At 43.8% G+C, this 18514-nt stretch carries 17 protein-coding genes; 13 read left to right on the plus strand and 4 right to left on the minus strand.

Annotated elements, in window-relative coordinates; genetic code table 11:
* The first annotated feature begins 6 nt into the window (after positions 1–6).
* Genes WAE59_RS17890 through WAE59_RS17905 form a run of 4 tightly spaced genes read left to right on the plus strand, consistent with a single transcriptional unit; the run spans position 7 to position 4697 of the window.
* Positions 7–1545 carry a RagB/SusD family nutrient uptake outer membrane protein gene (locus WAE59_RS17890; RefSeq protein ID WP_337857333.1) on the plus strand — a complete coding sequence of 513 codons (1539 nt, stop codon included), beginning with the start codon at positions 7–9 and terminating at the stop codon, positions 1543–1545.
* Between the two features lie 20 nt (positions 1546–1565).
* The gene (locus WAE59_RS17895; RefSeq protein WP_337857334.1) at positions 1566–3104 is read left to right on the plus strand and encodes a redoxin domain-containing protein; all 1539 of its coding nucleotides are present in this window, start codon (positions 1566–1568) and stop codon (positions 3102–3104) included.
* A gap of 57 nt (positions 3105–3161) precedes the next feature.
* Positions 3162–3707 (plus strand): hypothetical protein, encoded by a 546-nt coding sequence (locus tag WAE59_RS17900; protein WP_337857335.1) that lies wholly within the window; start codon positions 3162–3164, stop codon positions 3705–3707.
* A 33-nt stretch (positions 3708–3740) separates the two neighbouring features.
* On the plus strand, positions 3741–4697 hold the full coding sequence (locus WAE59_RS17905; protein ID WP_337857430.1) for a TIGR01212 family radical SAM protein: 957 nt from the start codon (positions 3741–3743) through the stop codon (positions 4695–4697).
* On the opposite strand, the gene WAE59_RS17910 is transcribed toward WAE59_RS17905, so the two are convergent.
* Complete coding sequence (locus WAE59_RS17910; protein ID WP_337857336.1) at positions 4676–5158, minus strand: SRPBCC family protein; 483 nt, start codon at positions 5156–5158, stop codon at positions 4676–4678. The two genes, WAE59_RS17905 and WAE59_RS17910, sit on opposite strands and share 22 nt — an antisense overlap.
* A gap of 339 nt (positions 5159–5497) precedes the next feature.
* Between WAE59_RS17910 and WAE59_RS17915 the strand changes: the two genes are divergently transcribed.
* The 3 genes from WAE59_RS17915 to WAE59_RS17925 all read left to right on the plus strand — a co-directional run bounded on the left by WAE59_RS17915 (position 5498) and on the right by WAE59_RS17925 (position 8651).
* Entirely contained in the window at positions 5498–6880 is a 1383-nt protein-coding gene (locus WAE59_RS17915) for an ammonium transporter (RefSeq protein ID WP_337857337.1), read from the plus strand.
* A 94-nt stretch (positions 6881–6974) separates the two neighbouring features.
* Positions 6975–8000: a porin gene (locus WAE59_RS17920; protein WP_337857338.1), complete on the plus strand. Its 1026-nt coding sequence runs from the start codon at positions 6975–6977 to the stop codon at positions 7998–8000.
* Between the two features lie 66 nt (positions 8001–8066).
* Positions 8067–8651 (plus strand): DUF4468 domain-containing protein, encoded by a 585-nt coding sequence (locus tag WAE59_RS17925; RefSeq protein ID WP_337857339.1) that lies wholly within the window; start codon positions 8067–8069, stop codon positions 8649–8651.
* Position 8652: 1 nt separating this feature from the next.
* On the opposite strand, the gene WAE59_RS17930 is transcribed toward WAE59_RS17925, so the two are convergent.
* Positions 8653–9126 carry a ribonuclease H-like YkuK family protein gene (locus WAE59_RS17930; RefSeq protein WP_337857340.1) on the minus strand — a complete coding sequence of 158 codons (474 nt, stop codon included), beginning with the start codon at positions 9124–9126 and terminating at the stop codon, positions 8653–8655.
* 246 nt (positions 9127–9372) lie between these two features.
* Between WAE59_RS17930 and WAE59_RS17935 the strand changes: the two genes are divergently transcribed.
* The 6 genes from WAE59_RS17935 (at position 9373) to WAE59_RS17960 (ending at position 13951) form a co-directional block, all read left to right on the plus strand.
* The gene (locus tag WAE59_RS17935; protein WP_337857341.1) at positions 9373–9591 is read left to right on the plus strand and encodes a hypothetical protein; all 219 of its coding nucleotides are present in this window, start codon (positions 9373–9375) and stop codon (positions 9589–9591) included.
* A gap of 23 nt (positions 9592–9614) precedes the next feature.
* A complete protein-coding gene (locus WAE59_RS17940) occupies positions 9615–10922 on the plus strand; it encodes a DEAD/DEAH box helicase (RefSeq protein ID WP_337857342.1) in 1308 nt (435 codons plus the stop codon).
* A 1-nt stretch (position 10923) separates the two neighbouring features.
* Entirely contained in the window at positions 10924–11163 is a 240-nt protein-coding gene (locus WAE59_RS17945; protein WP_337857343.1) for a DUF1456 family protein, read from the plus strand.
* 126 nt (positions 11164–11289) lie between these two features.
* A complete protein-coding gene (locus WAE59_RS17950) occupies positions 11290–12162 on the plus strand; it encodes an ROK family protein (RefSeq protein WP_337857344.1) in 873 nt (290 codons plus the stop codon).
* A 5-nt stretch (positions 12163–12167) separates the two neighbouring features.
* Positions 12168–12986: an alpha/beta hydrolase gene (locus WAE59_RS17955; RefSeq protein ID WP_337857345.1), complete on the plus strand. Its 819-nt coding sequence runs from the start codon at positions 12168–12170 to the stop codon at positions 12984–12986.
* Between the two features lie 41 nt (positions 12987–13027).
* Entirely contained in the window at positions 13028–13951 is a 924-nt protein-coding gene (locus tag WAE59_RS17960) for a sugar phosphate isomerase/epimerase family protein (protein ID WP_337857346.1), read from the plus strand.
* A 32-nt stretch (positions 13952–13983) separates the two neighbouring features.
* On the opposite strand, the gene ettA is transcribed toward WAE59_RS17960, so the two are convergent.
* Both ettA and WAE59_RS17970 read right to left on the minus strand, forming a co-directional pair.
* Positions 13984–15663: an energy-dependent translational throttle protein EttA gene (gene ettA / locus WAE59_RS17965; protein WP_337857347.1), complete on the minus strand. Its 1680-nt coding sequence runs from the start codon at positions 15661–15663 to the stop codon at positions 13984–13986.
* Positions 15664–15842: 179 nt separating this feature from the next.
* A complete protein-coding gene (locus WAE59_RS17970; protein WP_337857348.1) occupies positions 15843–18326 on the minus strand; it encodes a sugar-binding domain-containing protein in 2484 nt (827 codons plus the stop codon).
* Between the last annotated feature and the right edge of the window lie 188 nt (positions 18327–18514).

Consider the following 18514-nt stretch of genomic DNA (forward strand, 5'->3'; position numbering starts at 1 on the left):
ACGATTATGAATATAAGATATAGTAAGATTTCGGGCACAATTTCTTTGATGGCCCTTAGTACTTTGTTTTTTTCCTGCGAAAAGTTTCTGGAAGAAGCACCTTCTAAAACCACTTCACTGGTAGTGAAAACCACGGCTCAGATTGATGCCCTGATGAATAATACGGCAACTTTTTATGTAGAAGAAAATCGCACGCAAACCTATGGTACCGACGATTGCGGGCTTACAGTTGATGTATATAATGGTGGCAGGGGTGTTTTTTCGGTAATGGCTGCCTTTCAGTTTGCCACCTGGGATACCCAATACCTGCCAGATGATACCCGCGAAAACGTCTGGAGCAATGAATTTAAAAAGATCTTTACAGCGAACCTGGCACTGAACAATGTGGATAAGGTAACGGGTACGGATGCAGAAAAAGCGGTCATCAAAGCAGATGCGCATTTTGCACGTGCCTATAGTTACTGGATTTTGGCCAATACCTATTGCCTGCCTTATACAGAGCAAAATAAAAACGAACCCGGATTGCCGATCAAGACCAGTACCAGCTTTGAGGAACCACTGCAGCGCCAGCCACTCGAGAAGGTCTATGCCCTGATTGAAGCCGACCTGGCAGAGGCTTTGAAAACGCCTGTATCACTGACACAAAGTGGTCGCCCCCGTCACTGGCGGGCGAGCAAAGCGGGTGTGAATGCTTTTGCTGCACGCTATTACCTGAACCGGAACAACAATGTCAAAGCCCTGGAACATGCCAATGCAGCCCTGGCGGATTACAGCACACTGGTGAACTATAACACAGAGATGCGCTATGGCCGTGACGGCTCTGTAGTGATCAATTCCGGCACGCCGCAGGCCCAGACAGTCGTTTTGAAATATCCATACACGCATGATAACCAAACCGATCTGACCGATATGGTGGGCTGGAAAGAATTCCTGTATTTCAGGATGCTGAACCATGGCTCATGGTGGTATATCCCAAGTTCGGAGTTGCTGAACCTTTATGACAAAAGTAATGACCTGAGGTACCAGTACCATATGGTAGAGGGGTATTCCTACGACCGTGGGATGACTAAGCCTTCATTCGATTATCCAGGCTATATCTTTTTCTTCAAAGACCGTATCCCCTCCGGACCAACGGTAGCGGAAGTGTTGCTGACCAAAGCAGAAGCGCAGGCAAGATCTAACGAACCTGTAGCCGCCATGGCCACGCTCAATACCTTAAGGGCAAAACGCATGAAGCCGGGGCCCTGGGTAGACCTGGTCGCAACAGGAAAAGACGATGCGATTAAGAAAGTCATTGAAGAACGCAGAAGAGAAATGCCGTTTGTACAGCGCTGGTATGACCTGCGGAGGTACAACAACAATGACGATCCGAATGATGATGTGGTGCTGACGAGGACATTTTATCCTTACAATGCATCTAATGTATTGTTTAACGAACCGGTGAAAACCTATACCCTGCCTAAAAATTCAAGGCGGTATGCGACCCCGCTTCCAAAAACAGAGATCATATCCAGCAATGGCGTCATTCAGCAAAATACCTATTAATCACCTTTTATACTAGAAATATGTCAACAACCATTAAGTTTACACGCAATGTAGCGATTACCATATTGCTGACTGCCAGCACAGGCCTGGCATTTGCCCAGAGAACCATTAAAAACGACATCACCAGCGATCCTGCTGCACTTGCCAAACTGAAAAAGGCAGTGGAGCTGAGCCCTGACAGTCCGAAAGTACATGAAGCCTATATCAAAGCCATAGGAATGGAAAGTCCGGTTTTGGAAAAACAATATGCTGCATGGATGAAGCAGTTTCCGAAATCTTCTGCTGTCCCTTATGCCCTGGGCAAGGCCTATGAAGATCAGGAAAGTCCTAAAGCCAAGCCTTATCTGTTGAAGGCTGTGGAACTGAATCCGAAATTTACAGAAGCCTGGGGAGGTCTCTGGATAGATGCCGAGCGATGGGGAGATTTTGCCGGGGGGCGTGCATACCTGGCCAAAGCTGTAGCTTCAAATCCTTCCAACCCGAATTATAGTTTCTACTATGCTTCCTCTTTTAGGGAGATTGACAAGCGCAAATATCAGGAATTGAGCCTTGCGGTAGCGCAAAAATTCCCGAACCATGAAAGAGGGGCACAGGCCCTTTACTGGTTGGGAGAACGCTCTTCAGCGGTAGCGGACAAATTGAAATACTTTGAACTGCTGTATAAAAGCTATGATCCGGCAAAGTTCAACTGGTCGTCCAGCGGCATGTCATCTTATTTCAACCTACTGCTCTCCATAGATCCTAAAAAGGCGGTGGTGCTGGCGGAAGAAATGGCCAAGAATGAAAAGAATGCAAAAGAATGGGGCAACCTGAAAATACAGGCCCAATATATAGCAGATGCGAATGCGCTGATGGACCAGAAGAAAAGTGCAGAAGCACAGCAGTTGCTGAGCCAGATTAAGCTGCCCCGTTATTATCGTTTTAATAAAGACATCCCATTGCTTAAAGCAAAGGCCAATGACCTGGCCGGACAGACCTCGGCAGCATATGACAGTTTGGTGCTGGCATTTGCTAAAGCACCGGACTTACGATTAAAAGCAGCTATTTCAAGCTATGGCGCCAAACAAGGCAAGGGAGAGGAGGTGATACTGGCAGATATCTGGAGCCGTCTGAATGCAGCAGCAAAAGTTGCTACGCCCTTTACCCTGAAGCAATACCTTGTAAAAGGCGACCGCGCACTAACCGATTACAAAGGCAAAGTCGTACTGCTAACTTATTGGTTCCCTGGTTGTGGTCCATGCAGGGGAGAGTTCCCGCATTTTGAAAATGTGGTAAAGAAATTTAAAGGACAGGACCTCGCCTACGTAGGTATCAATATTGTTTCAGATCAGAACGATTATGTGATTCCTTTTATGAAAAGCAGTGGTTATAGTTTTACCCCGCTCGAAGATGTAAAAGATAGGGCAAAAGGAAATCTGGATAACCGTGGTGCTGCACCGATGAATTTCCTGATCGATAAGGACGGAAGGCTGATCTTCTCTGATTTCAGAACCGATGGCGACAATGAAGGGGATCTCGAAATGATGATTAATTTATTGTTGGATAGAAAAGCCTCATAAGGGAGCGGCGATTTTATATGCAGGACAGGTGGTTATCAAAATAACTTATCTTTGCATATGGATTTAAAACTGCCAGTGTTTTTATTATTGCTGTTTACCGGCATTTCGGCTCTTGGTCAGGATACCCTCAATTGTGAGCGTGTGCTTGACCAGGAGCCTTATTTTGTACGGCACAAATCGGGAGAAAAGGATTCAGCGCTCAAAAGAGACATTGAGATTCTGAAGCGATGTGGCAATTTCAACAGTGTGGACAGTACGCTTTTGAAAGGGCCGATCCTGGGTGTGCTCATGCTGGAGCAGGTGAATGCGGGTAAACCGGCTACTTACCGCACGATCATCAATTTTTTTAAAGAATTCAGGGATACGCCGAAGTACAGGGATTTCGCCTATGGACTGGAGCTCTATAAGAAGGTAGGCCAAAAAAAGGTAAACCCGGAATCATGGGAAACCGATAAAGAGCTATTCGTAAGAATGGGATTCACTGTAAATGACCTCGACGACTTTAAAATCTTTATGGCTAAGCCCGAGAATGCCGGTCTGACCTATCTTGCTGTACTCTCAAGGTATATGTCTGAGCTTGAAGACATGAGGGTGGATAAATAAAAAGCTGTATCTTTGCCGAAAAGAAGACGAACATTGGGAACTCTACTGGATCAAGGAATAAAAGGATATAACAATTACGGGACGCACCTGAAGGAGAAATACAAGGGGCAACGCGTGTTCAAGGTTATTGTGGACGGAGGCTTTACTTGTCCAAACCGGGATGGCAGCAAAGGCTATGGAGGTTGTACCTATTGTAATGTAGATTCTTTTACCCCTGAACTTTCCCGAAAGCTACCTACTATCCGCGAACAGCTGGAGCAGGGTATGGAGCGTGGAAAAGGCTTCTATAAGGCCGATAAATTCATCGTTTATTTTCAACCCAATACCAATACTTATGCGCCAGTACATTATTTAAAGATGATGTATGATGAGGCTTTATCCATTAATCCACAGGATGTGGTAGGGTTTTCTGTTGGTACGCGCCCTGACTGTATTGATGCAGAAAAGGTGGCGCTGCTGGAGAGTTATGCCGACCGCTATGATGTAGATTTGGAAATGGGGATGGAGTCGATTTACGATGAGACGCTGGATCAGATCAATCGGGGTTGCAGTCATGGGGAATTCGTTGAAGCTGTAAAGTTGCTGGAAAATTCAAAACTAGACTTGTGTGTCCACACCATCTTTGGTTTTCCCTGGGAGACTGAGGAAATGATGCTGGGTTATATTCATGAAATCAACCGTTTTCCGCAGATCAAATTCGTGAAATTTCACCACCTTCATATTGTGGAGGGCTCCATTATGGGTGTGAAATATAAAAAAGCGCCTTTCAAACTTTTCTCTTTGGAAGAATATACGGATTTATTGTGCAAATTGATCCCATTATTGAGGCCAGATATCGTGATCCAACGTTTATTTGGCATTTCCGATTGGGATTTGCTGATCGCACCCAACTGGGGCCTGAATAAGTCGGCGATACAGACCTATATAGATAAGGAGATCGAACGCCGGGGTGTAGTGCAAGGCTCCGCTTATATAGTGGTAGGGGAGTAATTCCCAAATAGCTCAATTACTTTTTCTTTTCTGAATTTAAAGATCTGTTGGAGTTTTGCTGCAACAAACACTTCATTGGCCACTCTTCCGAATATGCCCATGGGCAGCCCATAGGTAAGGATATCTCTCATTTCTGTCCCACCTTCGATTGCTTTGAAGTGATGTTGATGGTGCCAGAACTTGTAGGGGCCAAATCTTTGCTCGTCTATAAAGTAGTTTTCCTGCTCTACCTGGGTGATCTCTGTCATCCAATCCAGTTTTATTCCTAATGCAGGTGATACTTTATAGGTAATGATCATGCCTTTGTACATCTTTTTGATGTGTTCTGGCTTAGAAGTTACCTCAAATGCCATGTCAGTCGGTGTTATTTTGGCTAAATTGAGTGGAGAAGAGAAAAATTCCCAGGAATCTGCTACAGAAAGGGGGAGGTTTTGCCGGAATTCTAATTGATATGATTTCATATTTAGTTTTAAATATACAAAAATAGGGGCAAAATGTTTTTTTATGATTTTTCAAGGCCTCACAGAATTAAATTTTATGATTTTTAATTTTTAGCATGAATTTTAGTGATTTTTACTTTTTTATCAAAAAATAGGTGTTTTTGAATCCTTAATCTTGTAAATATTGAAATATCGGAGTTAAATTTTGTCAATATTTCATGTTTTGGCTAAAAAAATGGCGAGATATACAAGGATTTTGTTGAATTGTTTTGATAAAAATATCTTTTAATCGATTTTTTTACTAGTTTTATCAAAAAAATCAAACAAATCACAATTATAACCAGTAAAAATCTAACATTTATGGCAAAAGTTTTATTCAAACAGTGGGGACCATTTGCAGTTTTAATGATAATTGCAATTCTTGCCCTATTTATTCCCTTGGCACCAAATTTTGACGAGGGTAAATACAGCGGACCAGACATCGCTTTTGTATTAATCGCAGCAGCGCTGGTATTTTTAATGACGCCAGGACTTGCGTTTTTCTACGGAGGTATGGTACACCGCAAGAACGTATTGTCTACGATGATCAAAAGTGTAGTTGCAGCAGGTGTAATCTCTGTGCTTTGGGTAGTCGTAAGTTTCAGTCTAGCTTTCGGTGATTCGATAGGCGGATTCATTGGTAATCCTAAAACATTCTTCTTTTTCCAGGGTGTAAATTCCAGTCCGTCATGGAGTCTGGCAGCAACTATTCCACTTTCTTTGTTCGCGGTATTCCAGTTGATGTTCGCTATCATTACACCAGGATTGGTAGTAGGTGCTGTTGCTGAGCGTATCCGCTTCACCTCTTACATCTTATTTATTGTATTGTTCTCTTTATTGGTATATTCTCCTTTAGCGCACTGGACATGGCATCCTGACGGCCTGCTCTTTAAAATGGGTGTGCTTGACTTTGCTGGTGGTACGGTAGTACACATTTCAGCTGGTATGGCTGCTCTGGCAGGTGCTTTGGTGTTGAAAAGAAGAAAAAGTCACCAGGATCATCAGGAAGTTCCACCTGCAAACATCCCTTACGTATTGATCGGTACAGGATTGCTTTGGTTCGGTTGGTTTGGCTTTAATGCGGGTTCTGCACTTGGTGCAAACAGCCTGGCGGTTTCAGCGTTCATCACTACTAACATTGCGGCCGGTGCAGCTGGATTGTCATGGATGTTCTTTGACGTATCCAGAGGTAAAAAACCTTCCGTATTGGGCTTCTGTATCGGTGCTGTAGTTGGTCTTGTTGCCATCACACCGGGTGCGGGTTTTGTAAGTATCCCTTCTGCGATCTTTATAGGTGCCATTGCCGCGGTAATTTCTAATCTTGCTGTTTCATGGAAACAAAAAACCAGCCTTGATGATACATTGGATGTATTCCCTTGTCATGGTGTAGGTGGTATCGTAGGTATGTTGCTGACAGGTATTTTTGCTACTAAAACTGTAAACAGTGCTGGTGTAGATGGTTTGCTGTATGGCAACCCTGAATTCTTCATTACACAATTGAAAGGTGTAGTGATCACTGTTGTGTTCAGTTTTGTAATGTCATTCATCGTATTCAAACTCATCAACCTGGTACAGCCAATCCGTGTATCTGAAGAAGAAGAGGCTGAAGGATTAGATGCTTCACAACACAATGAAAAATATTTCCAGGGTACCTTGATTGTTGCTTCAACTGGTCAGGAACTGGAGAACGAACCAACTTTGTAGGCACCACGATCAACCAAAACCAAACCAAACCACAACCAACCACAATCAACTAAACCAAAACGTCTAAATTTTGACCTCAAACCTAAACTAGATTATGAAATTAAAATCATTATTGACTCTAGCAACTTTATCAATCGCATCAGCTACTTACGCACAGGAAGCATCACCACTGCAACTTTCGGGATCTGTTGATACATACTTTAAATATGATTTCGCTAAGCAGCCAAACATCAAGACCTATTTTGCAAATGAGCAAAATTCTGTTTCGATCGGTATGATAGACCTGGCATTGAAAAAAACTACCGGAAAAGCATCTTTCGTTGGAGAACTGTCTTTTGGACCACGCGGACAGGCGCAATCCATCGTGCCTAGTGCTGACGGTGAGTCTTTTCATATTCAGAATTTGTATGTAAACTATGCATTTACAGATAAGTTCTCAATGGCTGCAGGTTACATGGGCACATTCGTAGGATATGAAGTGATCTCTCCTGCTGCCAATTTCAACTACTCTACCTCTTACTTGTTTGGTGCAGGACCTTTCCAGAATGCCGGTATCAAGGGAACTTATGCTTTCTCTGATAAAGTGAGCCTGATGGTTGGACTGTTCAATGACTGGAATGCTTATCAGGATCTGAATGGTGTGTCATCAGTAGGCGGCCAGTTGATGGTAGCCCCAGTTGAAGGCTGGACTGCTTATATTAATGTATTGAATGGTTTCCACTCAGGTGGTGGCTACGGTTCAGGAACCATTGTTGACCTGACCACTGCTTACCAGATCACAGAGAAATTCAAACTGGGCTTGAATGCCGCTGATTATTCTGCTTCTGATGATGCAGGTGGTTATACTGGTGCTGCTTTGTATCCTCAATACGCATTTACTCCTTCTGTTGCTTTGGGTCTTAGAGGTGAGTATTTCAACATCAAGGGTGCTTCAGGCGCTGCAGATGCAGCAGTAACTTCGGTGACACTGTCTGGAAACCTGAAAGCTGGTGGCCTGACTTTTATTCCTGAAGTTCGTTTTGACAACGATAAAGATTTATCACAATCATTTATGAAAAGCAGTGGTGCATTTACCAAATCTGCTTCTCAATTCTCATTGGCAGCTGTATACGCCTTTTAGTCTCAATTACGTTAACTTAAGCCGCCGGACAATTTATCCGGCGGCTTTTTTTTATACCTTTAGCTTATGAAGTTTTTATTTGGATTGAGTTTTTTAGTTTTCGCAGTCAACCTTTGCTTTGGGCAGGACCAGCCGCTTGCCTACGACGAAAGGGGTAAGCTGATCCATTATGAGGTAGTGGAAATGGAAGGTATTACAAAAGCCCAGCTGGATGCCAGGGCTGAAAAATTCTTTAAGAAATCGGCTAAAATGCTGAAACTTAAATCTGCTGCCGGAGATTCACTGATGCAGGCAGCTGGCAAGATTGTCATTACTAAAACAGCACTGGTGCTGAGTCATCCTTCTGGCGAAGTGCAATATAATTTCTATGCAGAAGCTAAAGATGCCAAATATCGTTTCTGGCTTACAGATTATGAATTTATTCCTTATCAACGCGACCGGTATGGCAATTTTGTACCCAGCACGGTAATTGGTGTTCCGCTGGAACGTAAACCAGGGAAATTAAATGCGGGAGAATGGGAAGCTTATTTAAAATATGCGACCAGCCAGTCCAGGGTAATTGCAGGCCAATTTAAGGATGCGATGAATGCAAAGCAAGAGCAAGCTCCGAAAACCAAGTCGCCTGAAACAATTTCTACAAAGGAGTGGTAGCTTAATGCACCATTTTATCTGCACAGGTGGAGCTGGCAAATGCTTCAGGTTTTGCTTTGAAAATGAAACCCATGCTTAAGATGTAGCCCATTGCTTCGTTCAGTGCTTTATTTGACTTGAATGAGGGGTTGGTGTTGATGTCGGCATGTACTTCCAGGTCCACATCATAAAGGTCCAGCAGGTCGCAAATAGAATAGGCTGTTTCAATGGATTTTTGAACTTCTACCAGCATCCTTTCCTTGATGCTCATTTTCTGTGGCGTTTTATCCTGATGGATGTACATAAAACCGCCATGGTGTTCTCTTAGGAGCACGATGACAGTTGCAAAATCTGTAAGGGCGCCTTTTACCTGGGAATCTGTTCCGATGCATACCTTGAGGTGGTAACCGAGCGCTGTTTCTCTGATAATGGCATTTTCGATTTCTTCTAAGATGGACGAGTGGATCACTTCGCCGCTAAATTTCTTCCAGGTCATACGTTAATTGGTGTTTGATGAACAACCCGTATTCAGGTTTCCTAAAAATAGCATTATTAAATTAAAAAGGCGTTAAGTTTCTGTGGTTTAATTGCTAACAATCAATGTGTTGTCAACAGAGTTTAAAATATTCAAACCCTTCTTGCAGCCGTTTTGTTGTATTATTGACGGGAGAAGTTCTTTTGAATTTCCAAATAATTGGTTAAATTGTATGAACCGTTTTTTAATTGACTAAACAAAATCATTATGAAAACAGAACTGATCAACGAGTTTTATTTGATGCAGCAAAGCAGGGTTGCCAATAAGTATACTGAAGTGCTGGAAGAGGAAGTGTATGTCCCATTGAAGAATGCAAATCATAAAATGACCACCTGGATCTCTGAAAGAGGGCATATGCTCATGACCCTGGATGTCAAACTTTATAATTCCATGAAGCACTTGCGCAAGAAATACCTGAAGTTCTAATATATCCGCCTATCTTTGGTGCCATGATGGTAGACAAAGTACTGGAGAAGCTAAAGATTACTTCCTTAAATGACATGCAAATCGCTGCAGTGGCCGCGGCCGCTAAAGGCAGTGATGTGGTATTGCTGGCACCTACTGGGTCTGGCAAGACACTTGCATTCTTGCTGCCTGTGCTCAGCAAGTTGAGCACAGAAGCAAAAGGTGTACAGGCGCTTGTACTCGTACCTTCACGTGAACTGGCTTTACAGATCGAGCAGGTTTTCCGACAGATGGGGACAGGTTTTAAGGTGAACTGCTGTTATGGCGGACATCCGGTAAAGACGGAGCGGAATAATTTTGAACAGCCGCCAGCCTTGCTGATCGGGACACCGGGAAGGATCGCTTATCACCTGAGGCATGAGAATTTTGATGAATCGGGTATTACAACGCTCGTACTGGATGAATTTGATAAAGCACTGGAATTTGGGTTTCAGGAAGATATGTCTTACATCATAGGGAAGTTGCTTTCTTTGAATCAAAGAATGCTTACCTCGGCCACCGCAATGGAAGAGATTCCTGATTTTACCGGAATCCAAGGAGCTGCGGAGATCGATTTTCTGAAAGACAGAAAGGTAGCCCCTGACCTCTTACTGAGGAAGGTGGAAACCACTGCGGCAGATAAACTAGATACCCTCTTTCAACTGATCTGCAAGATCGGTAACCAGCGCACACTTATTTTCTGTAACCACCGGGAAACGGTAGATAGGATCAGTGACCTGCTGATAGATAAAGACCTTGCCCATGATATTTTTCACGGAGGGATGGAGCAGGATGAACGGGAACGGGCCTTATTGAAATTCAGGAATGGGAGCATTAAGATTTTAATCACTACGGACCTCGCAGCGCGCGGTCTGGATATTCCCGAGGTGGATGCCATTGTCCACTATCAATTGCCTTATACTGAAGATGCTTTCCTACATCGGAATGGACGTACGGCAAGAATGAATGCTAAAGGTACAGCATATCTCGTGATCGCTGAAGATGAAAAGTACCCCTTTCTGAAAACGGACATTGCTATAGAAAGCCTGAAAGGTAAATTTGAACTACCTAAAGATAGCGAATGGCAAACCCTCTATATCGCCGCAGGTAAGAAAGATAAGGTGAATAAGATTGATATTGTAGGTTTGCTGATCAAAAAGGGCGGACTGCAGAAAGAGGATGTGGGACTCATTGAGGTAAAGGACCAGACCTCATATGTGGCTATCAAACGAAAAATGGTAGGCAAAGTACTGAAGGCACTGGTTAATGAGCGCATCAAGAATAAAAAAGTAAAGATAGAAATCGCAATGTAACATGAGTAATAACGAAATTTTCAAGAAGCTGCGCGTTGCGCTGGAACTGACCAATGATGACATCATCAAGATTATGGCCCTGGTTAATTTTAAGGTGAGCAAGAGTGAGCTGGGTGACATTTTCAGGAAAGACGATCACCCTAATTTTAAAAAGTGCGGAGATCAAATTCTACGTAATTTTTTGAACGGACTGGTGATTTATAAGCGCGGGCCACGCGAACCTAAGCCAGAATCCAAATAATTTTGGCTAAAACACTGCTGTTGGAAAAAAAATACAAATAAAATTTTGCTAAAACGGTTTAAATGACTTTATTTGGTTAATGGAATTTAACATTCTATTCTAGTTTAACCAATACAGACCTCAAAAATGAACATTAAACCAGCTGAACTTCCTTTTATAGGAGTCGATATAGGTGGGTCCCACATCACAGCAGCCCATGTAGATTGCAAATCATATAAAGTTATTGATGATAGCCTCATGCGTGTACGTGTGGCTTCTATGGATACTGCAGAAGTGATATTCGATTCCTGGGTGGATGCTTTATCTTCCCTGATCATGAAGGATGATGACCAGCATATCCGTATTGGCATCGCGATGCCCGGACCATTTGATTACGTGGAAGGAATTTCCCTGATGAAGAACCAGGAAAAATACGATGCCTTATATGGTTTGAATGTACGTGATGTGCTTTCTGAGCGGTTGGAAATTCCCAGAGATCACATCGTATTTATTAACGATGCGGAAGCATTTTTGAGGGGAGAGCTGGCCTCAGGTGCGGCATCTGATTTTGAAAAGGCAATCGGAGTAACCCTGGGAACTGGTTTAGGCTCTACCAGTAGTTGTAAAGGTGAAGTTGTGGATGTCAACCGTGCCTTCGTTCCTTTTCAGGACAGTATTGCTGAAGAATACATCTCTACCCGCTGGTTCCTTCGCAGATACAAAGAACTGACCGGATTGGAAGCTAAAAATGTTGAAGAATTGCTCACCGTGGCGGATCCGGAAATCCGGGATCAGCTTTTCGATGAGTTTTCTACAAATCTGGCTACTTTTCTTAACGATTTCATCGCTGACGAAAAACCTGAAGTATTGGTCATTGGCGGAAACATTGCCAGGACCTGGGATTATTTTATTAACTTGCTGCAAGATAAAATAGAAGATAAATCTGTGGTGATCAGGCAAAGTCAGATGTGGGAAGACGCAGCTTTGGTAGGGGCAGCCTGTACCTGGATCAACAAGTAATCCGCATGAAAAAAAGCTTTTTCTTTATTGGGCTGTTCGCCCTTTTGAGTTCCTATGCAGGTTTTGCAGCTCAGGTAGATACGGTAATTACCTATAGTGCTGCCATGAAAAAGAACATTAAGGCCGTGGTGATCATCCCTCAAGGCTATTCCGAAAGCAAATCCTATCCTTCTGTATACCTTTTGCATGGTGCAGGCGATTCTTATGCCGGCTGGGTTAATAAGGTGCCGTCGCTGAAGAAATATGCTGATGATTTTCAGCAAATCATCGTTTGTCCTGATGGGAATGTCACCAGCTGGTATTTCGATAGTCCTGAAGACCCTAGCTGGAAATATGAAACTTATGTCTCCACTGAACTGGTCACTTTTGTAGATCAAAAATACAAGACTATAAAAGATAGAAAAGGTCGGGCCATTACAGGATTGAGTATGGGTGGACACGGTGCCTTATACCTCGCCTTTAAGCACCAGGATATATTTGGAGCAGCGGGAAGTATGAGTGGTGGTGTAGACATCAAGCCATTTCCTTTGAACTGGAACATCGCTAAAAGGCTTGGCCCTCAGGATAAATACCCCGAAAGATGGAAGGCCAATTCAGTGATTGACCTTCTTTATCTCCTGGTTCCGAACAAGCTGGCCATCAATATCGACTGTGGCCGGGAAGATTTCTTTTATGAGGTAAACATGAAACTCCATGAACAATTGCAATATCAGAACATTCCTCACGATTTTACCATCCGGCCCGGAGCGCACAATTGGGAATACTGGACCAATGCGATAGGTTTTCAATTGCTGTATTTCAATAACTTTTTCAGCAGGAAATAGTTAGACGTTCTAAAACATAGATTTTTATTATCTTAGGTTCGATGAAAACACAGAACCGCAGAGATTTTATTAAAGATATGGGGCTCATGGTAGCCTCGGCAGGCATGGCCTCACTATTGCCATTGGATACACTAGCATCAGGAAAAAAGGAGTTCTTTCGCATTTCACTGGCGCAGTGGTCATTTCATAAAGCCTTGTTTGCTGGAAAGATGACCAATCTGGAATTTCCTGTAAAAGCGAAAAAGGATTTTGGAATTGATATTGTAGAATATGTCAGTCCATTCTTTAATAAGAAAGAAAGCGATCCTGCTTATCTGAAAGAGCTACTGAACATCACGAAAAATGAAGGGATACAGAACCACCTGATTATGATTGATGGAGAGGGCGATTTGGGTAACCTTGATGACAAACAAAGGATCAAAGCGGTGGAGAACCACTATAAATGGGTAGACGCAGCAAAGGTGCTGGGTTGCCAGACGATACGCGTGAATGCTTCAGGACAGGGCTCGGAAAATGAGGTAAAGACTGCTGTCATTGATGGATTGGGACGCCTGACAGAGTATGGAAAGAAAAACAAAATCAATATCATCGTAGAAAACCACGGTGGCTATTCTTCCGATGGCAAATGGTTATCTGACGTGATGAAAGGGGTAAATAGTCCTTACTGTGGCACCTTACCTGATTTTGGCAATTTCAGAATTAGTGATACTAAAAAATACGACATGTATCAGGGGGTAAAAGAGCTAATGCCCTTTGCGAAAGGTATTAGTGCGAAGACATTTAAATTTGATGAACAAGGCAATGAACCTGATATCGATTATACGCGGATGTTCAAGATCATTCACGAGGCAAAATTCAGAGGTATTGTAGGAATTGAATGGGAGGGAGATGGTTTTTCTGAAGAAGAAGGAATCAGAAAGACCAAGGCCTTACTGGAAAAAGTGCTGCAGCAGTATCGATCATAAAAAAGGCGGGAATTAATTCCCGCCTTTTTTATTTAGGCCAATTTTTTATACCGGATGCGGTGTGGTGTTACATCGCCCAGTCTTTTCTTACGGTTTTCTTCATAATCACTATAGTTTCCTTCGAAGAAGTACACTTGTGAATTGCCTTCAAAAGCGAGTATGTGCGTGCAGATGCGGTCTAAGAACCATCGGTCGTGACTGATCACTACCGCACATCCGCCAAAGTTCTCAAGTGCTTCTTCCAGCGCCCTCAGAGTATTTACGTCGATATCATTGGTCGGCTCATCCAGTAAAAGTACATTGGCACCTTTTTTCAGCGTAATGGCCAGGTGTACCCTGTTGCGCTCCCCACCAGACAGTATGCCTACTTTTTTCTGCTGATCACCACCGTTGAAATTAAATTTGGATACATAAGCCCTGCCGTTAACTGCCTTATTACCCAGTTGGATGTTGTCGAGCCCGTCCGTAATGTTTTCATAAACGGTTTTGTCAGCATCCAGGTCATTGTGCATTTGGTCTACATAACCCAGTTCAACAGTTTCGCCAACCCGGAAAGTACCGGTATCCGGAGTTTCCTGTCCTGTAATTAAACGGAAGAGCGTTGTTTTACCAGCACCATTTGGCCCGATAATCCCTACAATACCTGCGGGTGGAAGGGAGAAGCTAAGGTCTTCAAATAAGAGTTTGTCACCATATGCTTTGGTTACATTGTTTGCTTCGATGACCACATTGCCCAATCTTGGTCCTGCCGGTATGAAAAGCTCCAGTTTGTCTTCGCGCTCTTTGGTATCTTCGGAAGCCAGTTTGTCGTAATTTGATAAACGGGCTTTCGATTTGGCATGTCGTGCTTTTGGCGCCATGCGTACCCATTCCAGCTCTCTTTCCAGTGTCTTCTGACGTTTACTTTCGGTTTTTTCTTCCTGTGCCAGGCGTTTAGCTTTTTGATCCAGCCATGAAGAGTAATTTCCTTTCCATGGAATTCCTTCGCCACGGTCGAGTTCCAGAATCCAACCCGCTACATTATCCAGGAAGTACCTGTCATGGGTAACAGCGATAACTGTTCCCTTATAATTCTGCAGGAACTGTTCCAGCCAGTCGATGCTTTCTGCATCAAGGTGATTGGTTGGCTCGTCCAGGAGCAGCACATCTGGTTCCTGAAGCAGTAGGCGGCACATGGCTACACGACGGCGTTCACCACCGGACAGTATGCCGATTTTGGTTTCAGGATCAGGGCAACGCAGGGCATCCATAGCCCGTTCGAGCTTAGTATCCAGTTCCCAGGCATTCACTGCATCGATTTTATCCTGCAACTCGCCCTGGCGTGCCATTAATTTATCCATCTTATCGGCATCAGAGTAGTTCTCCTCCAGTCCGAAAGCTTCATTTACTTCTTCATATTCTTTGAGGATCGCTGTGATTTCTGCCACACCTTCTTCGACGATCTCGCGAACGGTCTTAGTTTCATCGAGGATCGGCTCCTGTGCAAGATAACCTACACTATATCCTGGTGAAAATACCACTTCACCCTGATAAGATTTGTCAAGTCCGGCAATGATTTTTAACAATGATGATTTTCCGGAGCCATTGAGCCCGATGACACCAATTTTAGCACCGTAAAAAAAGGAAAGGTATATGTTCTTTAAAACTTGTTTCTGAGGGGGATAAATCTTATTTACCCCCGCCATAGAAAAGATTATTTTTTCGTCTGACATTTTTATATATGAAAAGTGTTTTTATGATATGCTCAACAAAAATGGGGATAATTTAGCTATTACTAAAATATCCGTTCGACTCATTTCTCACAAGCTCTTCTCAAGCCCTCCTCAAGGGTTGGTCAAGCCTTGCATGGGTCATGCGCTTATGCAAGGCTTTTATACGACACGAGGAAAGCTTACTTGATTTTAATCGTGATCATAGCGGGTGTTAGCCAGGGAGCGCGGCAGCGTACCGTCACTTCATCAGTAACTTTTCCTGTAGCCTGAACATAGATGATCATTTTGCCATGGTAAGCCCGTTGTTTATTGTCTGTGTAGTTTCCGATATCTGAGTTGTCTCCTGCCTCCATTCCAAGTAGTCTTGCATTGCCAGCGATATCGCATGTAATTTCATCATCAGCTAGTAAAACCGGTATGCCATTTTCATCTACGAGCTGGAGTTCAATCTGGGCAATGCCATTTATGGGAACAGTCAGTTGCTCATTATGCAGTACTTTGATCCGCTCAGGGCGGCTACTGGATTGCAGTTGTGCACGGACAATTTCATTTTCCTTTGAATCCATACCAACTACCTCCAACTTACCAACAGCGTAGGGAATATCCCAATAAATAATTCCTGTTTTTTGATCATAGTCTTTGCTTCGGCCAACGACTTGCCCATTCAACTCTAGTCTGGCTTTTGCGGTATTGGTATAGGTGACCACACGGATCAACTGCCCGTCCTGATAGTTCCATATCGGCCAGGCATCCATTGAGGGTGCCCTATTCTCTTGTTGACCTTGTTCTGCTTCAAGTGCAGACCATACATCGGATGCAGCACCACCGCCTCTAAGCGGATAGCTGCCCAAATAGGCCATCGGCTTATCGGACCATAGCGACTGGCGAAAGTATCCTCTTGGCTTGATGAAGCCTGCAAAATCTAAAAGACCGGAATAAAACCCTCGTGAAGGCCATCGGCCGGATTCACCAAGATAATCGATGCCTGTCCATAGGAACTGACCAAAAATGTGCTCGTGGTCTACTACAGCTTTCCAGGCGCTGAAATCATGGCGGTTTTCACTGCCGTAGATCACGCGCTTTGGATATCGTTTATGATCGTCGATGTACCGGCTCTCCGTATAATTGTAGCCAGCAATATCCAATTGTCCCGGATAGGCAGTTTCGTTGGACATCGCCACACCAGCCAAACCGGCAGTCACTGGTCTGCTGCTATCATATTTTCTAACTACTGCGGCGAGTTTTTTAGCAATATCGCCTAACTGCATCGCATCAGGTGCATCTTTTTTATAACCCCCAAAGATCGGTTGTGTAAAACCGCCTTCGCGCGCTCCCGCCAATATCGGATGAGAATAAGGATCATTTGGATAATCGACCTCATTGCCAATGCTCCAGGCAAAAATAGAAATGTGGTTTCTGTCGCGCTTAACCATGTCTGCAAGGTCCCTTTCTCCCCATTCCTTAAAGAAATCAAATGCTCCCTGGAAACCAGGAGTGCCTACGTTCCAGCCCTGTAGCCATTTGCGTTTCGGAAATTCCCATTCGTCAAATGCTTCGTTCATGACCAATAGCCCCAGTTCATCGCAGAGTTCATACAATGAAGGCGCCTGTGGATTGTGACTGGTACGGACTGCATTTACGCCAAGTGATTTTAGCGTCGATAGCCTGCGGCGCCATACCTCCGGATACACTTCTGCACCGAGTACCCCTACATCGTGATGCAGGCATACACCCTTCACTTTCATTTGTACACCATTCAAAGCAAAACCCTTATTGGCGTCGAACGTAAAGGTCCGGAAGCCGGTAACGATGGTGTTGCTGTCGATCAGCTGACCGCCTTGCATCACACTGGTACGAAGTTGATAAAGGCTCGGTTTCTCCAGGCTCCATAATTTGGGATTATTTACGTTCAGGTCCACCTTAAGCTCCTGACTGCTGCCCGCGGCAAGCGTCATCCTGCTGGTTTTTTTTGCCACTACACGGCCAGCATTGTCAAGCAATTCATGGAGGATAGACAATGGGGCGCTCGACGTGGATTCGTTCTTAAGGCTCGTCTGCACCTTTAATGCGCCTTTTTTACCTTTCACTTCCGGAACTGCATATACTCCCCATTGCTCAAGGTGGATAGGGTTTGCACGAATAAGCCATACATCACGATAAATCCCAGATCCGGTATACCACCGTGAGTCGGCATCCTGGCTATGGTCTACACGGACACTGATCAGATTGTCTCTACCATACTCAACATAAGGGGTAATGTCGTAACTAAAAGAAATATAGCCATTCGGACGTTTACCCAGGGATTTACCATTCAGGAAAACCTCACTGCGGTTGTATACTCCTTCAAAGTAAAGAAACAGCTTTTTGCCCTGATCGTCCTTAGGAATCACCAGCTTTTTCTGGTACCAGCCTATGCCTCCGGGGAGGTACCCTGTAGCACTGGCGTATGAAGAACTGTAAGCTTGTTTAACGCTCCAATCATGTGGTAGCTGAACTCGTCGCCAGGACTTGTCCGATGCTTCCACTTCCTTTTTTAAATCAGTTTCTCCTAAGTGGAACCGCCAGTCAGTATTGATTTTTTCAGATGCTCCGAATCCAGCCTGGGCAAATAGATCTGCTGAGGTCAATAAAGTCAGGACAAGGGCTAAAATATTTTTTTTCATATGCTTTTCCTATGAACGTGATTTCTGCATCAAATTCATATGATTGATTTGACCAGATAATTGCAAAAGGTAGGGATTATTTTTTAAATGTCAATAATACGTTTAAAAATCCTTAAAGCTGCTTTAATTTGACCAGGACGGCCTTTACTGAACTGTCAAGGTTTAAATACAGATGGGTTTTTCGAACA

The organism is Pedobacter sp. GR22-6 (genome assembly GCF_037402555.1).
Taxonomy (GTDB): Bacteria; Bacteroidota; Bacteroidia; order Sphingobacteriales; family Sphingobacteriaceae; genus Pedobacter.